This is a genomic window from Limibacter armeniacum (assembly GCF_036880985.1).
GTDB classification, from domain to species: Bacteria; Bacteroidota; Bacteroidia; order Cytophagales; family Flammeovirgaceae; genus Limibacter; species Limibacter armeniacum.
On record NZ_JBAJNO010000001.1, the window covers coordinates 278,921 to 296,762 of the forward strand.

The following is a 17,842-nucleotide window of genomic DNA, read 5'->3' on the forward strand; positions in this document are numbered from 1 at the left end:
CATCTTATTTCAAGATGGAACAATCTAGTTACCAGTTTTGAAACAAGACAGTTTTTTAAAATCTTTTCATGATGACAACACCTCCAATTATCAATAGCATACCTGCGATCCTATAAATATTGATTGGCTGAAATTGAGTTCCCATAATCTGGAAATGCTCCATCAGCATAGAGATAAGTAATTGACCTGCCACTACCAACCCGAACGTCATGCCTGGACCAATCTTTGGAAATGCTAATACAATGACCGTTACATAAAATGCACCTAATATTCCTCCCAGCCATGCATAGGATGGGGCGTCCTTTATTCCTCGCCAAGAAATATTTTGAGAAGTCAGCAGAATGTAAACAACTAGAACGATCACACCCACTGCAAATGAAATCATTGACGCATGAATGGGGCTGCCTCCTGTTTTGGCTAGCTTGCTGTTCATACCTGCTTGCATGGGCAAGAATGCTCCAGCAGCAAAAGCCATGATGACCCAAATCAGTTTATCCATTTTTTTCTGAATTTAGTGTTGATATGCTCTTTTGTATTGCCAAGGAATAGCAGGATTTTCACCTAGCTCCATTGCCGCATTGATAGCAAAATAAGGATTCCTTAAAAGTTCTCTTGCGATTACAATCAAGTCAGATTGTTGACTTTCTATGATTGCATTTGCCTGAAGTGCATCGGTGATCATCCCGACAGTTCCAACTTTGATTTCCGTTTCTTCCTTAATTCTTGTGGCAAAAGGAAGCTGATACCCCGGCTTTACAATTGCAGAATCCACATTGACAAATCCACCTCCTGATGCTGTAATAAGATCCACGCCTTTTTCTTTCAAAATTTTTGAAAGCTGTAAGCTGTTGTCCAACGTCCAGGCTTTAGCGTCATCACTGTAGTCTGTAGCCAAAAGCCTAACGAGTAAAGGCATCTCTGAAGAAATTACTTTTCGGATTTCTTCAACGGTTTCAACCAGTAGCCTGATTCTGTTTTCAAAACTGCCACCATATTGGTCCGTTCTCTGATTAATGAGTTCAGAATAAAATTGATGGAACAGGTAGCCGTGAGCAGCATGTATTTCAATGGAATCGAAACCTGCTCTTATTGCATTCTTGGCCGCTGTAACAAAATCTACTTTGACTCGCTGAATTTCTTCAAGGTTCATGGCTTCGGGCTGATGTCGTCCGATAGGCGTGTTGGAAGAACTTTTTGGAACCCAACCTCCTTCTTCTTCATTCAAAGGTTTCATTCCTTCATTTGGATGGCTGCTGCTTCCTTTTCCTCCGGCATGCCAAAGCTGGACGGCAATCTTGCTTCCTTGTTGGTGAACAAAATCAACAATCGGTTTCCATGCACTAACCTGTTTATCGTTCCAGATTCCCAGATCATATAAGGTATTCATACCTTTTGGCGCAACTGATGTGCATTCAGTAATAATAAGTCCTGCGCCACCTACGGCACGACTACCAAGATGTACGAGATGCCATTGATTGGGAATTCCATCTTGGGCACTGTACTGTTGCATTGGAGACATCACAATTCTGTTTTTAATCTCCAAGCTTCTTAATCGGATTGGATTGAATAATGCTTTCATCTGATTTTTAGTTTGATATGACAAAGTTCAGATGAAATGGAATGATAAAAATTGAACTACTTTAAAAAATACAATTGAACTGGTTCAACTTTTTTTCTTGACTCTGTTGTTTCTGATCTTGGAGAGGAACTCTGTAGACATACCCAGATAGGAGGCGATAATATATTGAGGAATGAGATCTACAAATTTGGGGTATTGCTGAAGGAAAAGGTGATAACGTTTTTCCGCAGATTGGGTAAGATTGGTAATCAATCTTCTTTGTTGTGAGGCTAATCCACGTTCAGCCATGATTCTAAAAAAAGTCTCAAACTTTGGATTGCTTTGCTTTAGCACTTGTTCTGAATCATAACTGAGTTGTAGAACAGTGCTTTTGGAAATGGCTTCAACAAATAGCGTAGCTGGTTGCTGAAAGATATAACTGTTGTAATCTGTAATCCACCAATCCTCAACAGCCAATGCAATCGTTACCTCCTGTCCTTCATTCGTATTTATAAATGAGCGTAATGCACCGTCAAGAATGTAATACCGATGTTGGGTTACAAAATCTGGCTGGATGACGATTTGTTTTTTGCGAAGTTTTTTTTCCTGAAAAGGCTCACTAAATAATTCAGCTTCAGCGTCTGTTACCTCTACACGTTGTCGTAGGAAGTTGATTATCTTTTCTTTTGGAGTCATCATTTCAGATTAAGTTTGATCATAGTCTAGTTTTATATATCACAATATAGCACTGTGATAATTCATATGAAGCAGTAGACAGTATCTAAAATCACTTTCATTTGAGGAAATGGTAGCCTTTGAATAGTATAGAATAATGTATTTTGCATAGCAATAGTAGCCTATCAAGAAATGCGATGAACCAAATCTAAAGTCTATAAACAATAAAAAATGAAAAGAATATCCATACTAACTGCTATGCTTCTCAGCTTTGTTTTTGCACATGCCCAAACAAAGCAATTTACCCTAGAAGAGGGATGGAAGTTCAGCAAGGGAGATTTTGAAAATGGAGCACAAACAAACTTCAACGATTCAAAATGGGAGATGGTCACTGTTCCTCATGACTGGGCTATTTATGGTCCATTTGATAAGGAAGTCGATAAGCAAGTAGTAGCAATCAGTCAGAATAACGAGGAAGAAGCCACTGAGAAAACAGGCAGGACCGGCTCTTTGCCTCATATTGGAGACGCATGGTATCGTACTAATTTTGAGTTGCCAAATTATGAAAAAGGCAGTAGGGTTCTAGTAGTGTTTGAAGGTGCTATGAGTGATCCTCAAGTTTATGTGAATGGACAGACAGCTGGTGAATGGGGGTACGGATATGCTTATTTCAATATTGATATTACAGACTTAGTGAAAGCTGGAGAATCAAATTTATTAGCTGTACACTTGTCGCCAAAGGCTTTGTCTTCTCGCTGGTATCCTGGAGCTGGATTGTTCCGCAAGGTGAGAATCATTGTTCAGCCCGAAAGCCACTTTAAGCTTTGGAATACATTTGTTACGACTCCGGTTGTTAGTGATGATCTGGCAAAAGTCAATATCAAAACAAAAGTCTCAGGAGAGAACCTGAAGTTAGAAACCTCCATTAAGGATGCTAGTGGTAAAGTACTTGTCTCCAAAAGCACTGATGAGATGTTTGGTGATGAGTTTGAGCAAAATATCGCATTGGAAAACCCAAAACTATGGAGTCCAGAATCGCCTGTTCTATACTATGCAGTGTCGAAGCTTTATGACAAGAATGGTAAGCTTCAGGATGAGCAAACTACTCGTTTTGGCGTTCGCACAATCAGTTACACACCGGAGAATGGCTTTCAGCTGAATGGTAAAACCCGAAAGTTTAAAGGGGTTTGTTTACATCATGACTTGGGACCATTGGGTGCAGCAGTGAATAAAGCAGCATTGCGTCGCCAAATCCAAATCATGAAAGATATGGGTGCCAATGCTATCCGTAGTGCGCACAATATGCCATCTATGGAACAACTGGAACTTTGCGACGAGATGGGAATGATGTTTTTAGCTGAAAGCTTTGATGAGTGGAAAAAGCCGAAAGTAGAGAATGGCTATAATCGCTTCTTTGACGAATATCACGAAAAAGATATCGTAAACTTGGTGAGAGCAACCCGCAATCATCCTTGTATTGTGATGTGGAGTAGTGGTAACGAAGTACCTGATCAGTGGGGAAGTGATGGGGTAAAACGAGCAAAAGCCTTACAGGATATATTTCATAGAGAAGACCCAACCCGACCTGTAACGGTGGGAATGGATCAGGTGAAAGCTGTAATGGAGTCAGGGTTCGGGGCTATCATGGATATTCCGGGGCTGAATTACCGAACACACCTTTACAAAGAGGCTTTTGAACGCTTTCCACAAGGCTTATTGCTAGGTTCAGAAACTGCTTCTACAGTAAGCTCACGGGGAGTATACAAACTTCCTGTAGAAATAGGGCACAGTAAGACCTATGAAGATGGACAATCTTCGTCGTACGATGTAGAATACTGTAACTGGAGTAACTTGCCTGAAGATGATGCGGTCTTGCAGGATGATGAAGACTGGGTAATCGGTGAGTTTGTCTGGACTGGCTTTGACTATCTCGGAGAGCCAACGCCATATGATGAGTACTGGCCATCCCGCAGTTCATATTTCGGTATTTGTGACTTGGCAGGATTACCAAAAGACAGATATTATTGGTACAAAAGCAGATGGAACACTGAGGAATCAACTATACATGTACTTCCACATTGGAATTGGCGAGGTATGGAAGGTGATACAGTTCCTGTCTTCGTTTATACCAGTTACAATACTGCTGAGCTTTTCCTGAATGGCAAAAGCATGGGCAAACGTAGCAAGAACAAGAGCTCAAAACTGGAGCGTTACCGTCTAATGTGGAATGATGTTGTCTATCAGCCGGGCGAACTAAAGGTTGTTGCCTATGATGACAATGGAAAGACTGCCGATGAAAAGGTAATCAAAACATCTGGCAAGCCATACCAACTGGTGCTTGATGCAGACAGAACAACACTTGATGCCAATGGAAAAGACCTCAGCTTTGTAACTGTTTCGGTAGTTGATAAAGATGGAAATCCTTGTCCAACAGCCACCAACCAGCTTACTTTTAAAGTGAGTGGTGCTGGAAAATACAGGGCAGCATGTAACGGTGATGCTACTTCACTCGAGATGTTTCATTTACCTACTATGAAGCTGTTTAGTGGTAAGTTAGTTGTACTGGTGCAAAGCACAGAGCAAACAGGTAACATTACCTTACAAGTGAAAGGTAAAGGACTTAAATCAGGAAATGTTACAATAAAATCAGAGTAGAACTTACCAATAGCCTATTTGTAATGAAATCCCCTTTTTCAATTATGAGAAAGGGGATTTTTGCTATATGTAATTGTACCTAAATGGGTGTTGTTACACTGTTGTTTCATGGAAAAGTTTTATTTTCTTATTAAATGATTCCTTAGTGAAGTAGTCTATGTAATAGGTGTCAATTTAATCAAGATTATCCTGAAAGAATACTTGTTATCGGGAGGATGTATGCATATCTTTTCATTTGAAAAGTGAAATTTTTTATTGATAAAACACCAAAGATGAACTACAAAAACTATCAGCTATTTAGTATCATATTCATTGTATGTTTACTGAGTAGCTTTAATTCATTTGCTGCTGAAAAAGGACTTTTTACACTTCAATTTATTTGGCAAAAAGGAACGGTTGGTGAAAGGCATACGGTGCTGGTTCACCTAGAAAAAGGAAAAGTGATCCCAAAGGTGATCGAAAAGAAAACCTATGGAAATCAAATGTTAGTAATGGAGTTGCCCGAAGGCGAGTATAATATTACTCATCTTGAAATCAGGGGTGGAAGTTCGATCTCTTTTGGAGAGTTTCTCAAACTGGATTTTAATAATACGGTAACTGTACAGCCTGGAAAAGTGGTCAACGGTGGGTTGATTTATATTGGGCATGGTGATAAAGAGAGCAAGAAAAAAGAAGCGATTTATTACCTAGCATTGGATAACACCAAAGATGTTTATACGCATATAAATAGGTTTTTTCCAGCATACAAGTTGAGTCATGAAAATGAAGTTGTTCAGGCATGGCAATACTCAGATGAAGCTAAACAAAATCAGTTGATCGACCTGTATGAGCAGGCAATGGTTAACTATGAGAAAAAGAATTCAAGACCTGAAGTAACTTACCTTTTTGGCAAATTTGGTTTATTACTAAAACTCAATAAAGATGAGCAGGGAAATATCTTGTCATATGAGAGGTTGACAACGAATACTTTAAGGCAAGTTGTGAAAGCTGAAAAGTATTATGGAAAACTGTTAATCACTTTTGTAGGAAATGAATATCTGTATGGACCAGAAGACCACCTTCAGTTTATTACCTTTCCTGAAGGGGTATATGATGTCTTTGATCCAAAACTGATCGGAGAAGATAAGTTTTTGGTATATGATGGAAATGTAAATATCTATGTGGCGAATGGGTTTCCTTTAAAATGGGAAAAAAACAGTCAGTTCAGCCGTGAATATGATGAATATAACAGACCTCGTTTTGCATATGGAAAAGAGCATATGTTTATCTATACTCCTAATGTAAAGGATGATTGGGCGTTGTTGAGCTCTTCTTACCTTGATGTGAATTTTGAGTCAGTGAAAATTGATTCGGAAATTAAGTTTTTCAGCAATGTACAGGAGACAAGTACTAAGCTGTTACTTGGGCCAAAGACCCATACATTGGTTAGAAAAGGAGCTGAAATATATATGAAGGATAAAGCTACTGGAAAATGGACCATTGTCATAGCCCCAAGAGGAGACTGTTCTGGAGTATTGCTTGACCAAAAGAATGACCAATTGATTGTGGTGTCATGCGGTAGTGGAACGATCAAATATTATAGTCAGGACGGAGGACAGAGCTGGAACAAGCTTCCGGATAGTAATTGATCAATGCTGTATACCCTGATTGAAAGCTGCTGGTACTTCAAGGACCAGTAGCTTTTTTTGTTATGTCCAAGGTCAGTTACCCAAACCCTGAATATACTGTTGTTGTCAGTTAACTGTTTTTCTCAATCATTCTTGTTACACTATTTCTAGTTTATCACCATTAAATGTTGTAACTGTTAATCATATATTATGTATATTTGTTGTGAAACTACAACAATATAAATCAATGATTGATATGGAGTTACTTCAAAAATCTTTTTTGAACTTACTTAGAAATACAGACAACAGCTTTCAACGCACATTGAATGTCAATTGGGATAACCGTATGATAGCGATTGTAGGGGCAAGAGGTGTTGGGAAAACAACTTACATAATGCAACATATAAAACAGCGTCATAAGAATCTTGACGAAGTATTATATGCTAGTTTGGATCATCTGTACTTTTATGAGCGTCCTTTGATGGATGTTGTAGATGAGTTTGTATCCTATGGAGGTAAGTATTTATACCTTGATGAGGTGCATAAATATGATGGCTGGTCCAGAGTCTTGAAGAATATATATGATCACTACCCTAATCTGAAGGTAGCTTTTACCAGCTCATCCATACTTGATGTATTCAAAGGAGATGCGGACTTGAGTAGGAGAGTGGTAAAGTATGAGATGAATGGAATGTCATTTAGGGAATATTTGAGACTAGTCAGAAATATCACACTATCCCAATTGACACTGGAGCAGCTATTGACAGAACACACTTCTTATTATATCAATTTGCCAAAAGATTTTCTGCCATTACCCGTCTTCAAAGAATACTTGCAGTCGGGCTATTACCCATTTACGATAGAACCAGACTTTCTGACTAAACTCCATAATGCTTTAATGAATGTGATAGAGTTGGATCTTTCACAGGTAGAAAACCTTACCCAAAATAAAGTAGTGCAGGTCAAAAAGGTATTGGGAGTGATAGCAGAGTCAGCTCCATTCAAACCAAATATTAGCCAACTGGCCCAAAAGCTTCAAATTAGTCGGGATATTATCCTAAGCATTATTCACCTGCTTGAAAAGGCGAAGATTTTGAACCTGCTTCAGGCGCCTAATAAAGGTGTAAGCCTATTGCAGAAACCAGACAAGATCTACCTTGAAAATACAAACCTTATGTATGCCTTGAAGGATCTGCCTGACATTGGAAATATCCGTGAGACATTTTTTATGAACCAGCTTCAGAATGCCGGACATTCGGTACGTAGTAGTGAAAGCACGGACTTTTTGGTGGATCAGGAATTCTCATTTGAGATAGGAGGTAGGAGTAAAAAGCAAACACAGGTGAAGGCATTGAAAAATGCATTTGTTGTCAAGGATGGCATTGAATCAGGAATGGGTAATGTGGTTCCTTTATGGATGTTTGGAGTGTTGTACTAATGCAAAATGTATAGTTCTACAGAGACTTACTTTTTTATATACCAACCATTTTCTGAGGGGGATACTGTTGTTATTTTTCCGATACTTTTTCTTTTAAAACAATATCCCCCCCATATTCAATAGTACTTTGAACCCCTGAATTATACACAAAATTCTACTTTTGTTTTCATACCTGACACACAACACACATAAGTATGAAAATATTCTTTCGGTACATAGGACTCATAATTGGACTTAGTATTGCAACCCAATCGCTTGCACAAAAAAGCAGTACTCCAAATGTTATTTTGATAGTAACAGATGACCAAGGGTATGGAGATATTGCAGTACATGGTAACCCTGTGATTTCAACGCCACACATTGACCAATTGTACCATGAAAGCTCTCGTCTGACCAATTTTCATGTCAATCCAACTTGTGCGCCAACTAGAGCTGCGTTGATGACAGGTAAATATGCTAACCGTGTTGGGGTTTGGCATACAGTGATGGGACGTTCCATTCTCTATGAACAAGAGCAGACGATAGCAGACGTTTTTTCGAATAATGGTTATGCTACAGCCATGTTCGGTAAATGGCATTTAGGAGATAATTATCCATATGCACCTCAGTATCGTGGATTTCAGGAAGTCCTGACACATGGAGGAGGTGGAGTAGGACAAACACCTGACCATTGGAACAACGACTATTTCAATGATGTATACCTGCGCAATGGAAAGCCAGAACAGACCAAAGGTTATTGCACTGATGTATGGTTCAGGGAAGCCCTCTCTTTTATCAAGAAAAACAAGGACAAGCCATTCTTCTGCTACATCGCCACCAATGCTCCACACAGTCCTTTGAATGTACCTGTAGATTATGTTGCTCCATATCTGAATAAAGGAGTACCTCACAATAGAGCAAAGTTCTACGGAATGATTTCCAATATCGATTACAACCTTGGCAAACTGAGGGAGCAGCTCGAAGAATGGAATATTGCTGATAACACCATTCTGATTTTTATGTCGGATAATGGTACAGCTTATGGAGCATCTTATAAAGGGACCGAACTGGTGAATGGTTACAATGCCCAAATGCGTGGAACCAAAGGAAGTCCATATGAAGGCGGACATCGAGTTCCTTTCTATATCTATTGGAAAGATGGGAATATCAGTACAGGCAGAGACATGGATGACCTGACCGCCCATATTGATGTTCTGCCGACGTTGATCAAGCTATGTGGTTTGAAGGCGGGTAAAAAGATTGCATTTGATGGGACAGACCTTTCTGAAAGCCTGATCGGGAAAAAGAAGGTGCAGGACAGAATCCTGATCGGTGACTCACAAAGAATCGAGTACCCGGAAAAATGGCGTCAGTCCTATACCATGACAAAGGATTGGCGAATGATCAACGGAAAGGAGCTTTACAATATCAAGGAGGATCCGGAGCAGTTGCATGATGTGGCAGCGCAGCATCCTCAACTGATGGAAAAGCTGAAAAATGCTTATGAACAAAATTGGGACGATCAGAAAAAGTCTTTCGACCAGTTTCCATATATCAAGCTAGGAAGTGATGAGGAACCAATCTCAGTATTGACAGCCCATGACTGGCATGTGGAAAAAGGGCAAAAAGTACCTTGGAATCATGAGATGGTCAGGAAAGGAGTTGATGGAAATGGAGAGTGGAGAGTAAACTTTATAAGAGCGGGTAAATACAAGATTTCATTAAGACGCTGGCCAGTAGAGGCAGACCTTGCCCTAAATGCTTCGGCAGAAAAGCTTGTGACGGAAGCGCCCGACTATATTCTGCCGCAAGGTAAAGTTTATCAGTTCAATAAATCTTTTGTGAAAATCGGGGACAGGAGCTGGGAGCAGACAGTAGACAAAGCCGCAAAAGAGGTGAGTTTTACATTGGAAGTAGAAGAAGGTGAAACGGTGATGAGTGCTTACTTCGAAACAGAAGATGGAAATATGCAAGGAGCTTATTATCTCTATGTGGAGCATCAGCCGACCAATGCCAAACGTAATAAGCAATCAGAAAAAGACACTTTTTAAAAAGAACCAATAGCAATGAAGCAACTTACATTATTTCTGTGGATACTCTTCTTGCCGATCATCGGCTTGATGGCACAGAAGCAAACAAAAGATGAACGCCCAAACATCATTTTTATCCTGACAGATGATCAGTCTTATGGGTACATGGGGGGTACAGGAAACCCTGTGGTCAAAACCCCTAACCTTGACCGTCTAGCGGATGAGGGGACGCTGTTTACCAATGCTCATATAACTAGCCCGATTTGTATGCCAAGCAGGGTTTCCATTCTGCTTTCCCAATACGAGCGTAAGCATGGTGTCAATTTTAACTCAGGTACGGGAATGGCGGAAGAGGCGTGGGAAAATTCTTACCCGATGCTGCTGCGCAAGGCAGGTTACTTTACTGCCTATGTTGGAAAGAATCACTCGCCAATAGGGGATAACGGTTATAATACAGGCATAATGGAAAAGTCATTTGACTATTGGTATGCCGGACATCAGCACTTGGGATTTTACCCTAAAGAAAGACATAAGATTTTCGCTGGAGCTAAGGAAGACACACAGGTAGAAGTAGTCGGAGAAGCTGCTTTGGATGTGTTGGACAACAATGAGTTCAGGCTCGAAAAAGCCATCAAGGCACTGGACAAGCGTCCGGAAAATAAACCATTTGCCTTGAATATCTGCTTTAACCTACCGCATGGAGCAGGTACAGAAAGCATGCAGATGCGGGACAGCGACCCTGAAATCTATAAGACCCTTTACAGGGATCAGGAAATTCCTTTGGCTAAGAACTATGTGGCGAAAGCAGATGTCAAAACACCAAAACTGCCTGCCGATATTCACCGTGTGGAAGACCGCCAAACGATTTACGATTATGTAAATACCCCTGAAGGTACCAAAGAGCGTTACATCAGGCAATATCAGGCCATGACTGGAATTGACCTCTTGGTAGGCAAGCTGCGTGACAAGCTCAAGGAACTGAAGCTGGATAAGAATACCATTATCGTATTCTCTTCAGATCACGGTTTGCTGATGGGACAATTCGGATTGGGGGGCAAGGCATTGCTGTACGAGCAGTGTACCCACGTTCCCATGATTATTATGGACCCAACTGTGCCGAAACGCAAGAAAATAGACAAGACAGATGCTTTGGTGCAGAGCATTGACATCGCCCCCACGCTGCTGGCAAAAGCAGGTGTGCAATCGCCTGCGGCTTTTCAGGGAAAAGACCTTTCTGAACTGCTGACCGAAAGAAAAGAAGTGCGTGACTACCTCTATACAGAAAACCTCTGGTCTACCCACTTCGGAAATCCGCGTTGTGAAGCTGTACAGGACAAGGAATGGAAATACATCCGCTACTACAAGAATGAGAACTTCTCGGCCACCGCGCGCATCAAATATGCCAAGCAACTGGGCGTATCGGTGAATAAGGTATTGTATGGCATGAACGACAAGGAAATACCGGTTTACCGTAGTTATGCAGAAGGTCCACTGGAAGGGGAACAACCCGTTTACGAGGAGCTTTACCACCTTTCGGATGACCCAATAGAAGAGCATAACCTCGCACCCGACAACAAGCATAAGGAAAAGCTGGAGGAAATGAGAAAAGTATGGGAGAAGCAAATACGAATGGCTCGTGGAGAAGGGCAGCCTTTGGTTGAACGTTTCACGAATGAGTCTCAGGCAGAGTGGCAGAAAAAACATGCACCCATCCATGAATAAGACCCCAATAAACTAAAACTACAGAAATGAGACAGTATTCAATATATGTGCTATGGTTATGGTTTGGGCTTTTTGCCTGTACCAGGCAGGCATCGCAGGAAGAGCTACAATACTTGGAGGAAATCAGCTTCAATGATGGTTGGAAGTTCACTAAAGGAGAACAGGAAAAGGGCATGAGTCCCGATTTTGATGATAGTAAATGGCGTAAATTAGACCTTCCGCACGATTGGGCTATTGAAGGACCATTTGACATTCAATACAATGCCCGTGCAGGTGGTTTGCCTTTCCACGGCATCGGTTGGTACCGCAAGACCTTCAAGGTGGCTAGACAGTTGGAAGGAAAAAAAGCGTTTATCCACTTCGAAGGTGTGATGAACCGAGCGCAGGTATGGGTAAACGGACAACTGATTGGCGGACGTCCATACGGTTATAGCGGATTCCAATTGGATATGACTCCTTACCTGAAGTTTGGGGAGGAGAACACCGTTGCCGTAAAATGTGCGCCCGAAGACCTAAGTTCACGTTGGTATCCGGGTGCCGGCATCTACCGTGATGTGTGGTTGGAATACAAAGACCCTGTGCATGTCGCTTTTGATGGTACATTCATTACAACACCTAAAATTGAGAATGGAAATGCCACTGTCAATATCAAGACTGAGTTGGTGAACACCTCTTCAGAAGCGGCAACCCTACAACTGGAAACAGTAGTACTGAACAAGTTGGGAGAGCAGGTAAAAAGCATCACTTCTGAAGTGAAACTGAATGCAGGAGGACAAACGGAAGTAGAGCAGGACATCGTCTTGGAAAAGGCACAGCTTTGGGATTTGGAGAATCCTTATTTATACAAGGCGGTTACATTTGTCAAGAAAGGCAATGAACTGCTGGACAAGAAGCAAACAACTTTTGGCGTTCGTGAGATTTCTTTCACGGCCGATAAAGGATTTCTCCTGAATGGCAAGCATGTTAGATTGCAGGGTGTATGTCTGCACCATGATCAGGGACCATTGGGAACAGCTGTGAACCGCAGAGCCAAAGAGCGTCAGCTGCAGATTATGAAAGACATGGGTACCAATGCGGTACGTACAAGCCATAACCCTCCTTCAAAAGCATTATTGGAACTGTGTGATGAAATGGGATTGCTGGTCATCGATGAAGCTTTTGACTGTTGGAAAATGGCAAAGGTGGAAAATGGCTATAACAAGTTCTATGATGAGTGGAGCGAGAGAGACCTGAGGGATCTGATCAGAAGAGACCGCAACCACCCATCCATCATAATGTGGAGTATTGGAAACGAAATTCTGGAGCAAAGTCAGAAAGACGGCTGGAAAGAAACCTGCAGATTGGCACGTATCACCAAGGACGAGGATACTTCTCGTCCGGTAACGGCAGGTTTCAACTACTATCCGGCTTCAGTAATCAATAAACTGGCAGAAGAGGTGGATATCCCGGGCTTCAACTACAAGCCGATGAAGTACAAGGAAATCCTGACACAACATCCTGATTGGATTATCTACGGGTCGGAAACCTCATCTTGTACAAGTTCAAGAGGCGTTTACCATTTCCCGATTGAGCCATACAAGACACATGAGTCAAATCAGGTAACAAGTTATGACCTGATCGGTCCAAACTGGTCTTACCCACCGGAGCATGAGTTCGATATGCTGGCAGAGAACCCAAATGTATTGGGTGAGTTTATCTGGACAGGTTTTGACTACTTGGGCGAGCCGACACCATACGGTGGAAGAGACAACTCAACCAATGGTTACTGGAATGGCGACTGGCCAGTACACTCCTCTTACTTTGGTGCGGCTGATATGTGTGGTTTCCCGAAAGACCGTTATTTCCTTTACCAAAGCCAATGGAGTAAAAAACCAATGGTACATGTACTGCCACATTGGAACTGGGAAGGTAAAGAAGGGGATATTATTCCTGTTCATGCCTTTACCAACTGTGAGGAAGTGGAACTGATTGTCAATGGCAAATCATATGGCAAGAAAGTGAAGGGCGTGGACTTGACACCAATCCCGATGGTCAACAGATTCTGGGACTCAGAAAAACCATTGATGTCCAAATACCGCCTGAACTGGGAAGTGCCTTATGAGCCGGGAAGTATCAAGGTAATCGGCTATACCAACGGAAAAGTGATGGTGGAAAAAGAGATCCACACTGCTGGCAAGCCGCATCACATTGCGTTGGAAGCAGACCGTTCAGCGATTATTGCGGATGGAAAAGACCTTTCTTATGTAACCGTTAAAGTGGTGGATAAGGACGGCAACTTGTGCTACACAGCGTCCAACGATATTCAGTTTGAAATTGAGGGAGCAGGACAAATCGCAGGCGTAGGCAATGGCAATGCAGCATCTCTCACCCCTTTACAAGGTAAACATATGGAAGTGTTCAGTGGAATGGCATTGGCAATTCTGAAAGCTGAAAAAGAGGCGAAAGGTCAGTTCACCTTGAAAGCAACTGCCGAAGGATTGGAATCAGCATCTATTGAGATCAACCTTCAGGATCAGGCTTTGTAATTGATTGATGAAAAGGCATTGGCAGTCAGTCAATGCCTTTTTCAATAACCCACATTTTTTACCAAGACATCACATAAAATGAAAAAAATACTGATGGCACTCTTGCTGCTTCCTTCAGTGTTGCAGGCAAACAATCCGCCCGTTTCCAAGAAAACACCTCCTCCTAATATCATCATCATCATTTCGGATGATCAGGGTTGGGGAGATGTCGGCTTTAATGGCTCCGACATCCCGACGCCCAATCTGGATCAGTTGGCAAAGCAGGGCGTTATTTTCAATCAAGGTTATGCAAGCCATCCATACTGCAGCCCGAGCCGTGCCGGACTATTGAGTGGCAGGTACCAACAACGTTTCGGTCACGAGAATAACATTCACAATGATTATGCAGGAGATGAAGATGGAGACGGACTGCCATTGGAAGAGCTGATGCTGTCAGAGCATCTGCAGTCGCAAGGCTATCAGACCTGTGCCATAGGAAAATGGCATTTGGGCAATACGGAACGCTACTGGCCCATCCAACGTGGCTTTGATGACTGGTTCGGTTTCTACGGTGGTGGAATGGACTACTGGAGTAATCTTAGAAATAAACCTGCCATTTCAGGTGTATTGCGCAACGGGGAAATTGTACCAAAAGATGAGCTGACTTATCTGACGGACGATTTTTCAGAGGCAGCAGCTGAGTATATTGAGGAGTATGCCCAATCAGAAAAACCATTCTTTATGTATTTGGCATACAATGCGCCACATGCCCCGATTCAGGCACCCAAAAAGTACTTGGACAAGGTAGCACACATTGAAGATGGAGAGCGAGCCGCTTATGCCGCAATGGTAGTAGGCATGGATGAAGGAATCGGAAAAGTGATTGCAAAATTGAAAGAAACCGGTGAGTACGAAAATACTTTAATCGTATTCTACAGTGATAATGGACCGCATGGAAGCGGTGCAAGTGGTTATCCTTTCCGTGGACACAAGGGGATGCTTTTTGAGGCAGGCATTCGGGTACCTTTCGTGATTTCATGGCCTGAAGGTATCAAAGGTGGCAAACATTACGGGGAAGCCATTTCTGCTTTGGATATTTTCCCGACTGTGGTGGAAGCATCCAATACAGCCAAGCCCAAAAAGGAACTGGATGGAGTAAGTTTGTTGCCTTATCTGCATGGTAAAAACAGGAAAGCGCCGCACCAGACACTTTTCTGGCGATATTCAGATGGTGCAGGTTATGCCGTAAGACATGGTCAGTACAAACTAATCTATTCAGGGTTTAAGCAGAAAGAATTGCTTTTCGATATGGAAGCGGATGCCTATGAGCGCAACGACTTGGCCGAACAGCTTCCTGAAAAAGTGAAAGAACTGACAAAGCTGTATCAGGAATGGAGTAAAGACACAGAGAAAGCAAAATGGCAGGACCCACACATGGAGAATGTCCGCAAGGAAGAAGGAAAACGTCAATCATTTATCGACAGAGCAAGTGCAGGAGAGCGGAAGAGTGGACTTTAATTCTTGAAGCATTATTAAACTTCTGAACAAAGATGAAATTGAATAAACTGATTGTGCTGATTGGCTTGCTGATGGCACATACGGCGTCTGCAACCAACTATTATGTAGCAAAGTCGGGAGCTGATACCAATGTAGGTACCTTGTCAGCTCCGTTTCTGACCATTGCCAAGGCTTCTTCCATGCTGTCAGCAGGTGATACCTGTTTTATTATGGAGGGTATTTACCGCGAAGTACTGCAACCTCAAAGCAACGGGGAAGCAGGAAAACCCATTGTGTATACCAGTTACGACGGTGAGGATGTCTTGATCTCAGCGACAGAAATCCTCGACACTTGGGAACAGCATTCGGGTAATATCTACAAGGCTGCTTACACCATGACGCTCGGTCGGCAGAATATGCTTTTCTGCAATGACAAGCCGATGGATTGGGCACGTTGGCCCAACAATGAGGACAGTAATCCTTACACTATTGATGCTTGGAACGTGACAAGCGGTACAGCGTCTTCAGTGGAGAGTCATGATCTTCCATCCCATAGCTGGGCAGGTGGTTATATTTGGTATTTGGGAGCACATTCCGGTACAAGCTGGACACGTGAGATTACTTCAAGTACAACCACTACAGTTAATTTTGAGGGAGTGGACATTACCAAGTGGCCCTTTAATCCGCATAACCCAACGGTCAAGAGAAACAACAACTTCGGTCGCTTTTACCTCATGGGCGTATTGGATGCATTGGACTATGAGCGTGAATGGTTTTACAAAGATGGGTATGTCTATTTTCAGGCACCGAATAACTTGAATCCATCAACGCTGAAAGTAGAAGTAGGCGCCCGCAGCAAAACGATCAACCTCAACAAAACATATGTCTACGTAGATGGCATCAATACATTTGGTGGTAAGGTGGACATCAGTGCAGACAATTGTGAACTGAGAAACACGACCATCACCAATGGATTGCAGATACTGGATGAGCTGGACAATACGGATGCGCAGGTAGCTGATGCAGCGGTACTAGTGAGAAGTAGCTATGTAACCGTTAGCAACAATACAATTGACGGAAGCTCACTCAATGGCGTATTCGTGCAGGGTTGGGGTAACAAAACGAATGTCAATATCAGCAACAATTATATCCGTAATTGTAATACGGTAGGAATTCATGCTTCCCCGATCCGTTGTAGCGCACCAAATGCCGTTATCTATGGTAATACTATTCAGACGACCGGTCGCGATGGTATCTACAATGGAGGGTCAGACACTGAGATTGCATACAACGATGTATCCAACTGTATGTTGATCAACAACGATGGAGGTGTTTTCTATACAGTAGGCAATGCCAATGACAAGAATGTCGTGATCCATCACAACTGGTTCCATGATTCTGAAGGGCCTGATTATGCTGATGGTCGGGCTGCCGGTATCTACCTTGACAATAACAGCAAGGGATATTTGGTTCACCATAATGTGGTATGGAACGTAACTTGGACGGGTATTCAGATGAATTGGGACAACTGGAACATTGACATTTACAACAACAGCATCTATGAAGTGGAAGGAACAATGGGACGTTGGGAAAATGGCTATACCCTCAACGATGTGGTACTGAAAAACAACTACGGCAGCAGTGGGGAGTTTATCGGAACAGATATTTCGGCTACTTCCAACCTGATTGATGCAACGAATCCATTTACGGATATTTCCGCACACGATTTTCGTCCGCATCAGGATGCCGCCATCATAGATGCAGGAGAGCAGATTGTCGGCATAACAGATGATTACATGGGAGCAGCTCCTGATATTGGGGCTTACGAATATCAGCGAACTCCTTGGCGTCCGGGTGTCAATCCGGTGATGGGAGGGGAGGAAGATGTACCGACAGCATTGCCGCAAGACTCAGGCGCTATTAATTGGCTGATGTTCCCCAATCCATTGGATGCGCCATACCTGAAAATTCAAACCATGAACGCTTCCAAGATCAGTATCTATGACCTTACAGGCAGAAAGGTATATGTCAGTCTGGAACAAATACCTGAACACAGCATTCATAAGGAAGTATTTCCTTCCTCCGGATTGTATGTGGTACAAATTCAAGGAGAGAATAGGACGCTATCCCGAAAATTATTGGTACAATAAATTCCTTATATCAATCAAAAATAGAAA

The 17,842-nt window shown here is 42.3% G+C and carries 11 protein-coding genes; 8 read left to right on the top strand and 3 right to left on the bottom strand.

The window, feature by feature from the left end:
* Window positions 1-55 precede the first annotated feature (55 nt).
* From V6R21_RS00940 to V6R21_RS00950, 3 genes are all read right to left on the bottom strand, one after another.
* Window positions 56-499: a DMT family transporter gene (locus tag V6R21_RS00940; protein WP_334240041.1), complete on the bottom strand. Its 444-nt coding sequence runs from the start codon at window positions 497-499 to the stop codon at window positions 56-58.
* 12 nt (window positions 500-511) lie between these two features.
* On the bottom strand, window positions 512-1,579 hold the full coding sequence (locus V6R21_RS00945; RefSeq protein ID WP_334240043.1) for an NADH:flavin oxidoreductase/NADH oxidase: 1,068 nt from the start codon (window positions 1,577-1,579) through the stop codon (window positions 512-514).
* Between the two features lie 84 nt (window positions 1,580-1,663).
* Window positions 1,664-2,257: a Crp/Fnr family transcriptional regulator gene (locus tag V6R21_RS00950; protein WP_334240045.1), complete on the bottom strand. Its 594-nt coding sequence runs from the start codon at window positions 2,255-2,257 to the stop codon at window positions 1,664-1,666.
* 207 nt (window positions 2,258-2,464) lie between these two features.
* Between V6R21_RS00950 and V6R21_RS00955 the strand changes: the two genes are divergently transcribed.
* The 8 genes from V6R21_RS00955 (at window position 2,465) to V6R21_RS00990 (ending at window position 17,815) form a co-directional block, all read left to right on the top strand.
* Window positions 2,465-4,888 carry a glycoside hydrolase family 2 TIM barrel-domain containing protein gene (locus V6R21_RS00955; protein WP_334240047.1) on the top strand — a complete coding sequence of 808 codons (2,424 nt, stop codon included), beginning with the start codon at window positions 2,465-2,467 and terminating at the stop codon, window positions 4,886-4,888.
* Window positions 4,889-5,160: 272 nt separating this feature from the next.
* On the top strand, window positions 5,161-6,516 hold the full coding sequence (locus V6R21_RS00960; RefSeq protein ID WP_334240049.1) for a hypothetical protein: 1,356 nt from the start codon (window positions 5,161-5,163) through the stop codon (window positions 6,514-6,516).
* A gap of 235 nt (window positions 6,517-6,751) precedes the next feature.
* Window positions 6,752-7,933 (top strand): ATP-binding protein, encoded by a 1,182-nt coding sequence (locus V6R21_RS00965; RefSeq protein ID WP_334240051.1) that lies wholly within the window; start codon window positions 6,752-6,754, stop codon window positions 7,931-7,933.
* Window positions 7,934-8,127: 194 nt separating this feature from the next.
* Complete coding sequence (locus tag V6R21_RS00970; protein WP_334240053.1) at window positions 8,128-9,963, top strand: arylsulfatase; 1,836 nt, start codon at window positions 8,128-8,130, stop codon at window positions 9,961-9,963.
* A 15-nt stretch (window positions 9,964-9,978) separates the two neighbouring features.
* Window positions 9,979-11,664 carry a sulfatase-like hydrolase/transferase gene (locus V6R21_RS00975; protein ID WP_334240055.1) on the top strand — a complete coding sequence of 562 codons (1,686 nt, stop codon included), beginning with the start codon at window positions 9,979-9,981 and terminating at the stop codon, window positions 11,662-11,664.
* Between the two features lie 26 nt (window positions 11,665-11,690).
* A complete protein-coding gene (gene galB, locus V6R21_RS00980; protein WP_334240057.1) occupies window positions 11,691-14,189 on the top strand; it encodes a beta-galactosidase GalB in 2,499 nt (832 codons plus the stop codon).
* Between the two features lie 78 nt (window positions 14,190-14,267).
* Window positions 14,268-15,686, top strand: coding sequence for a sulfatase family protein (locus V6R21_RS00985; protein ID WP_334240059.1), 1,419 nt, complete (start codon window positions 14,268-14,270; stop codon window positions 15,684-15,686).
* A 32-nt stretch (window positions 15,687-15,718) separates the two neighbouring features.
* Window positions 15,719-17,815 carry a right-handed parallel beta-helix repeat-containing protein gene (locus tag V6R21_RS00990; RefSeq protein ID WP_334240060.1) on the top strand — a complete coding sequence of 699 codons (2,097 nt, stop codon included), beginning with the start codon at window positions 15,719-15,721 and terminating at the stop codon, window positions 17,813-17,815.
* The last annotated feature ends 27 nt before the right edge of the window (window positions 17,816-17,842 follow it).

What these genes read in the sequence shown, in the direction of transcription:
- V6R21_RS00990 (WP_334240060.1), top strand. Translation starts at nt 15,719, where the DNA reads ATGAAATTGAATAAACTGATTGTGCTGATTGGCTTGCTGATGGCACAT.
- galB (WP_334240057.1), top strand. Translation starts at nt 11,691, where the DNA reads ATGAGACAGTATTCAATATATGTGCTATGGTTATGGTTTGGGCTTTTT.
- V6R21_RS00955 (WP_334240047.1), top strand. Translation starts at nt 2,465, where the DNA reads ATGAAAAGAATATCCATACTAACTGCTATGCTTCTCAGCTTTGTTTTT.
- V6R21_RS00975 (WP_334240055.1), top strand. Translation starts at nt 9,979, where the DNA reads ATGAAGCAACTTACATTATTTCTGTGGATACTCTTCTTGCCGATCATC.
- V6R21_RS00945 (WP_334240043.1), bottom strand. Translation starts at nt 1,579, where the DNA reads ATGAAAGCATTATTCAATCCAATCCGATTAAGAAGCTTGGAGATTAAA.
- V6R21_RS00940 (WP_334240041.1), bottom strand. Translation starts at nt 499, where the DNA reads ATGGATAAACTGATTTGGGTCATCATGGCTTTTGCTGCTGGAGCATTC.
- V6R21_RS00965 (WP_334240051.1), top strand. Translation starts at nt 6,752, where the DNA reads ATGGAGTTACTTCAAAAATCTTTTTTGAACTTACTTAGAAATACAGAC.
- V6R21_RS00950 (WP_334240045.1), bottom strand. Translation starts at nt 2,257, where the DNA reads ATGATGACTCCAAAAGAAAAGATAATCAACTTCCTACGACAACGTGTA.
- V6R21_RS00970 (WP_334240053.1), top strand. Translation starts at nt 8,128, where the DNA reads ATGAAAATATTCTTTCGGTACATAGGACTCATAATTGGACTTAGTATT.
- V6R21_RS00960 (WP_334240049.1), top strand. Translation starts at nt 5,161, where the DNA reads ATGAACTACAAAAACTATCAGCTATTTAGTATCATATTCATTGTATGT.
- V6R21_RS00985 (WP_334240059.1), top strand. Translation starts at nt 14,268, where the DNA reads ATGAAAAAAATACTGATGGCACTCTTGCTGCTTCCTTCAGTGTTGCAG.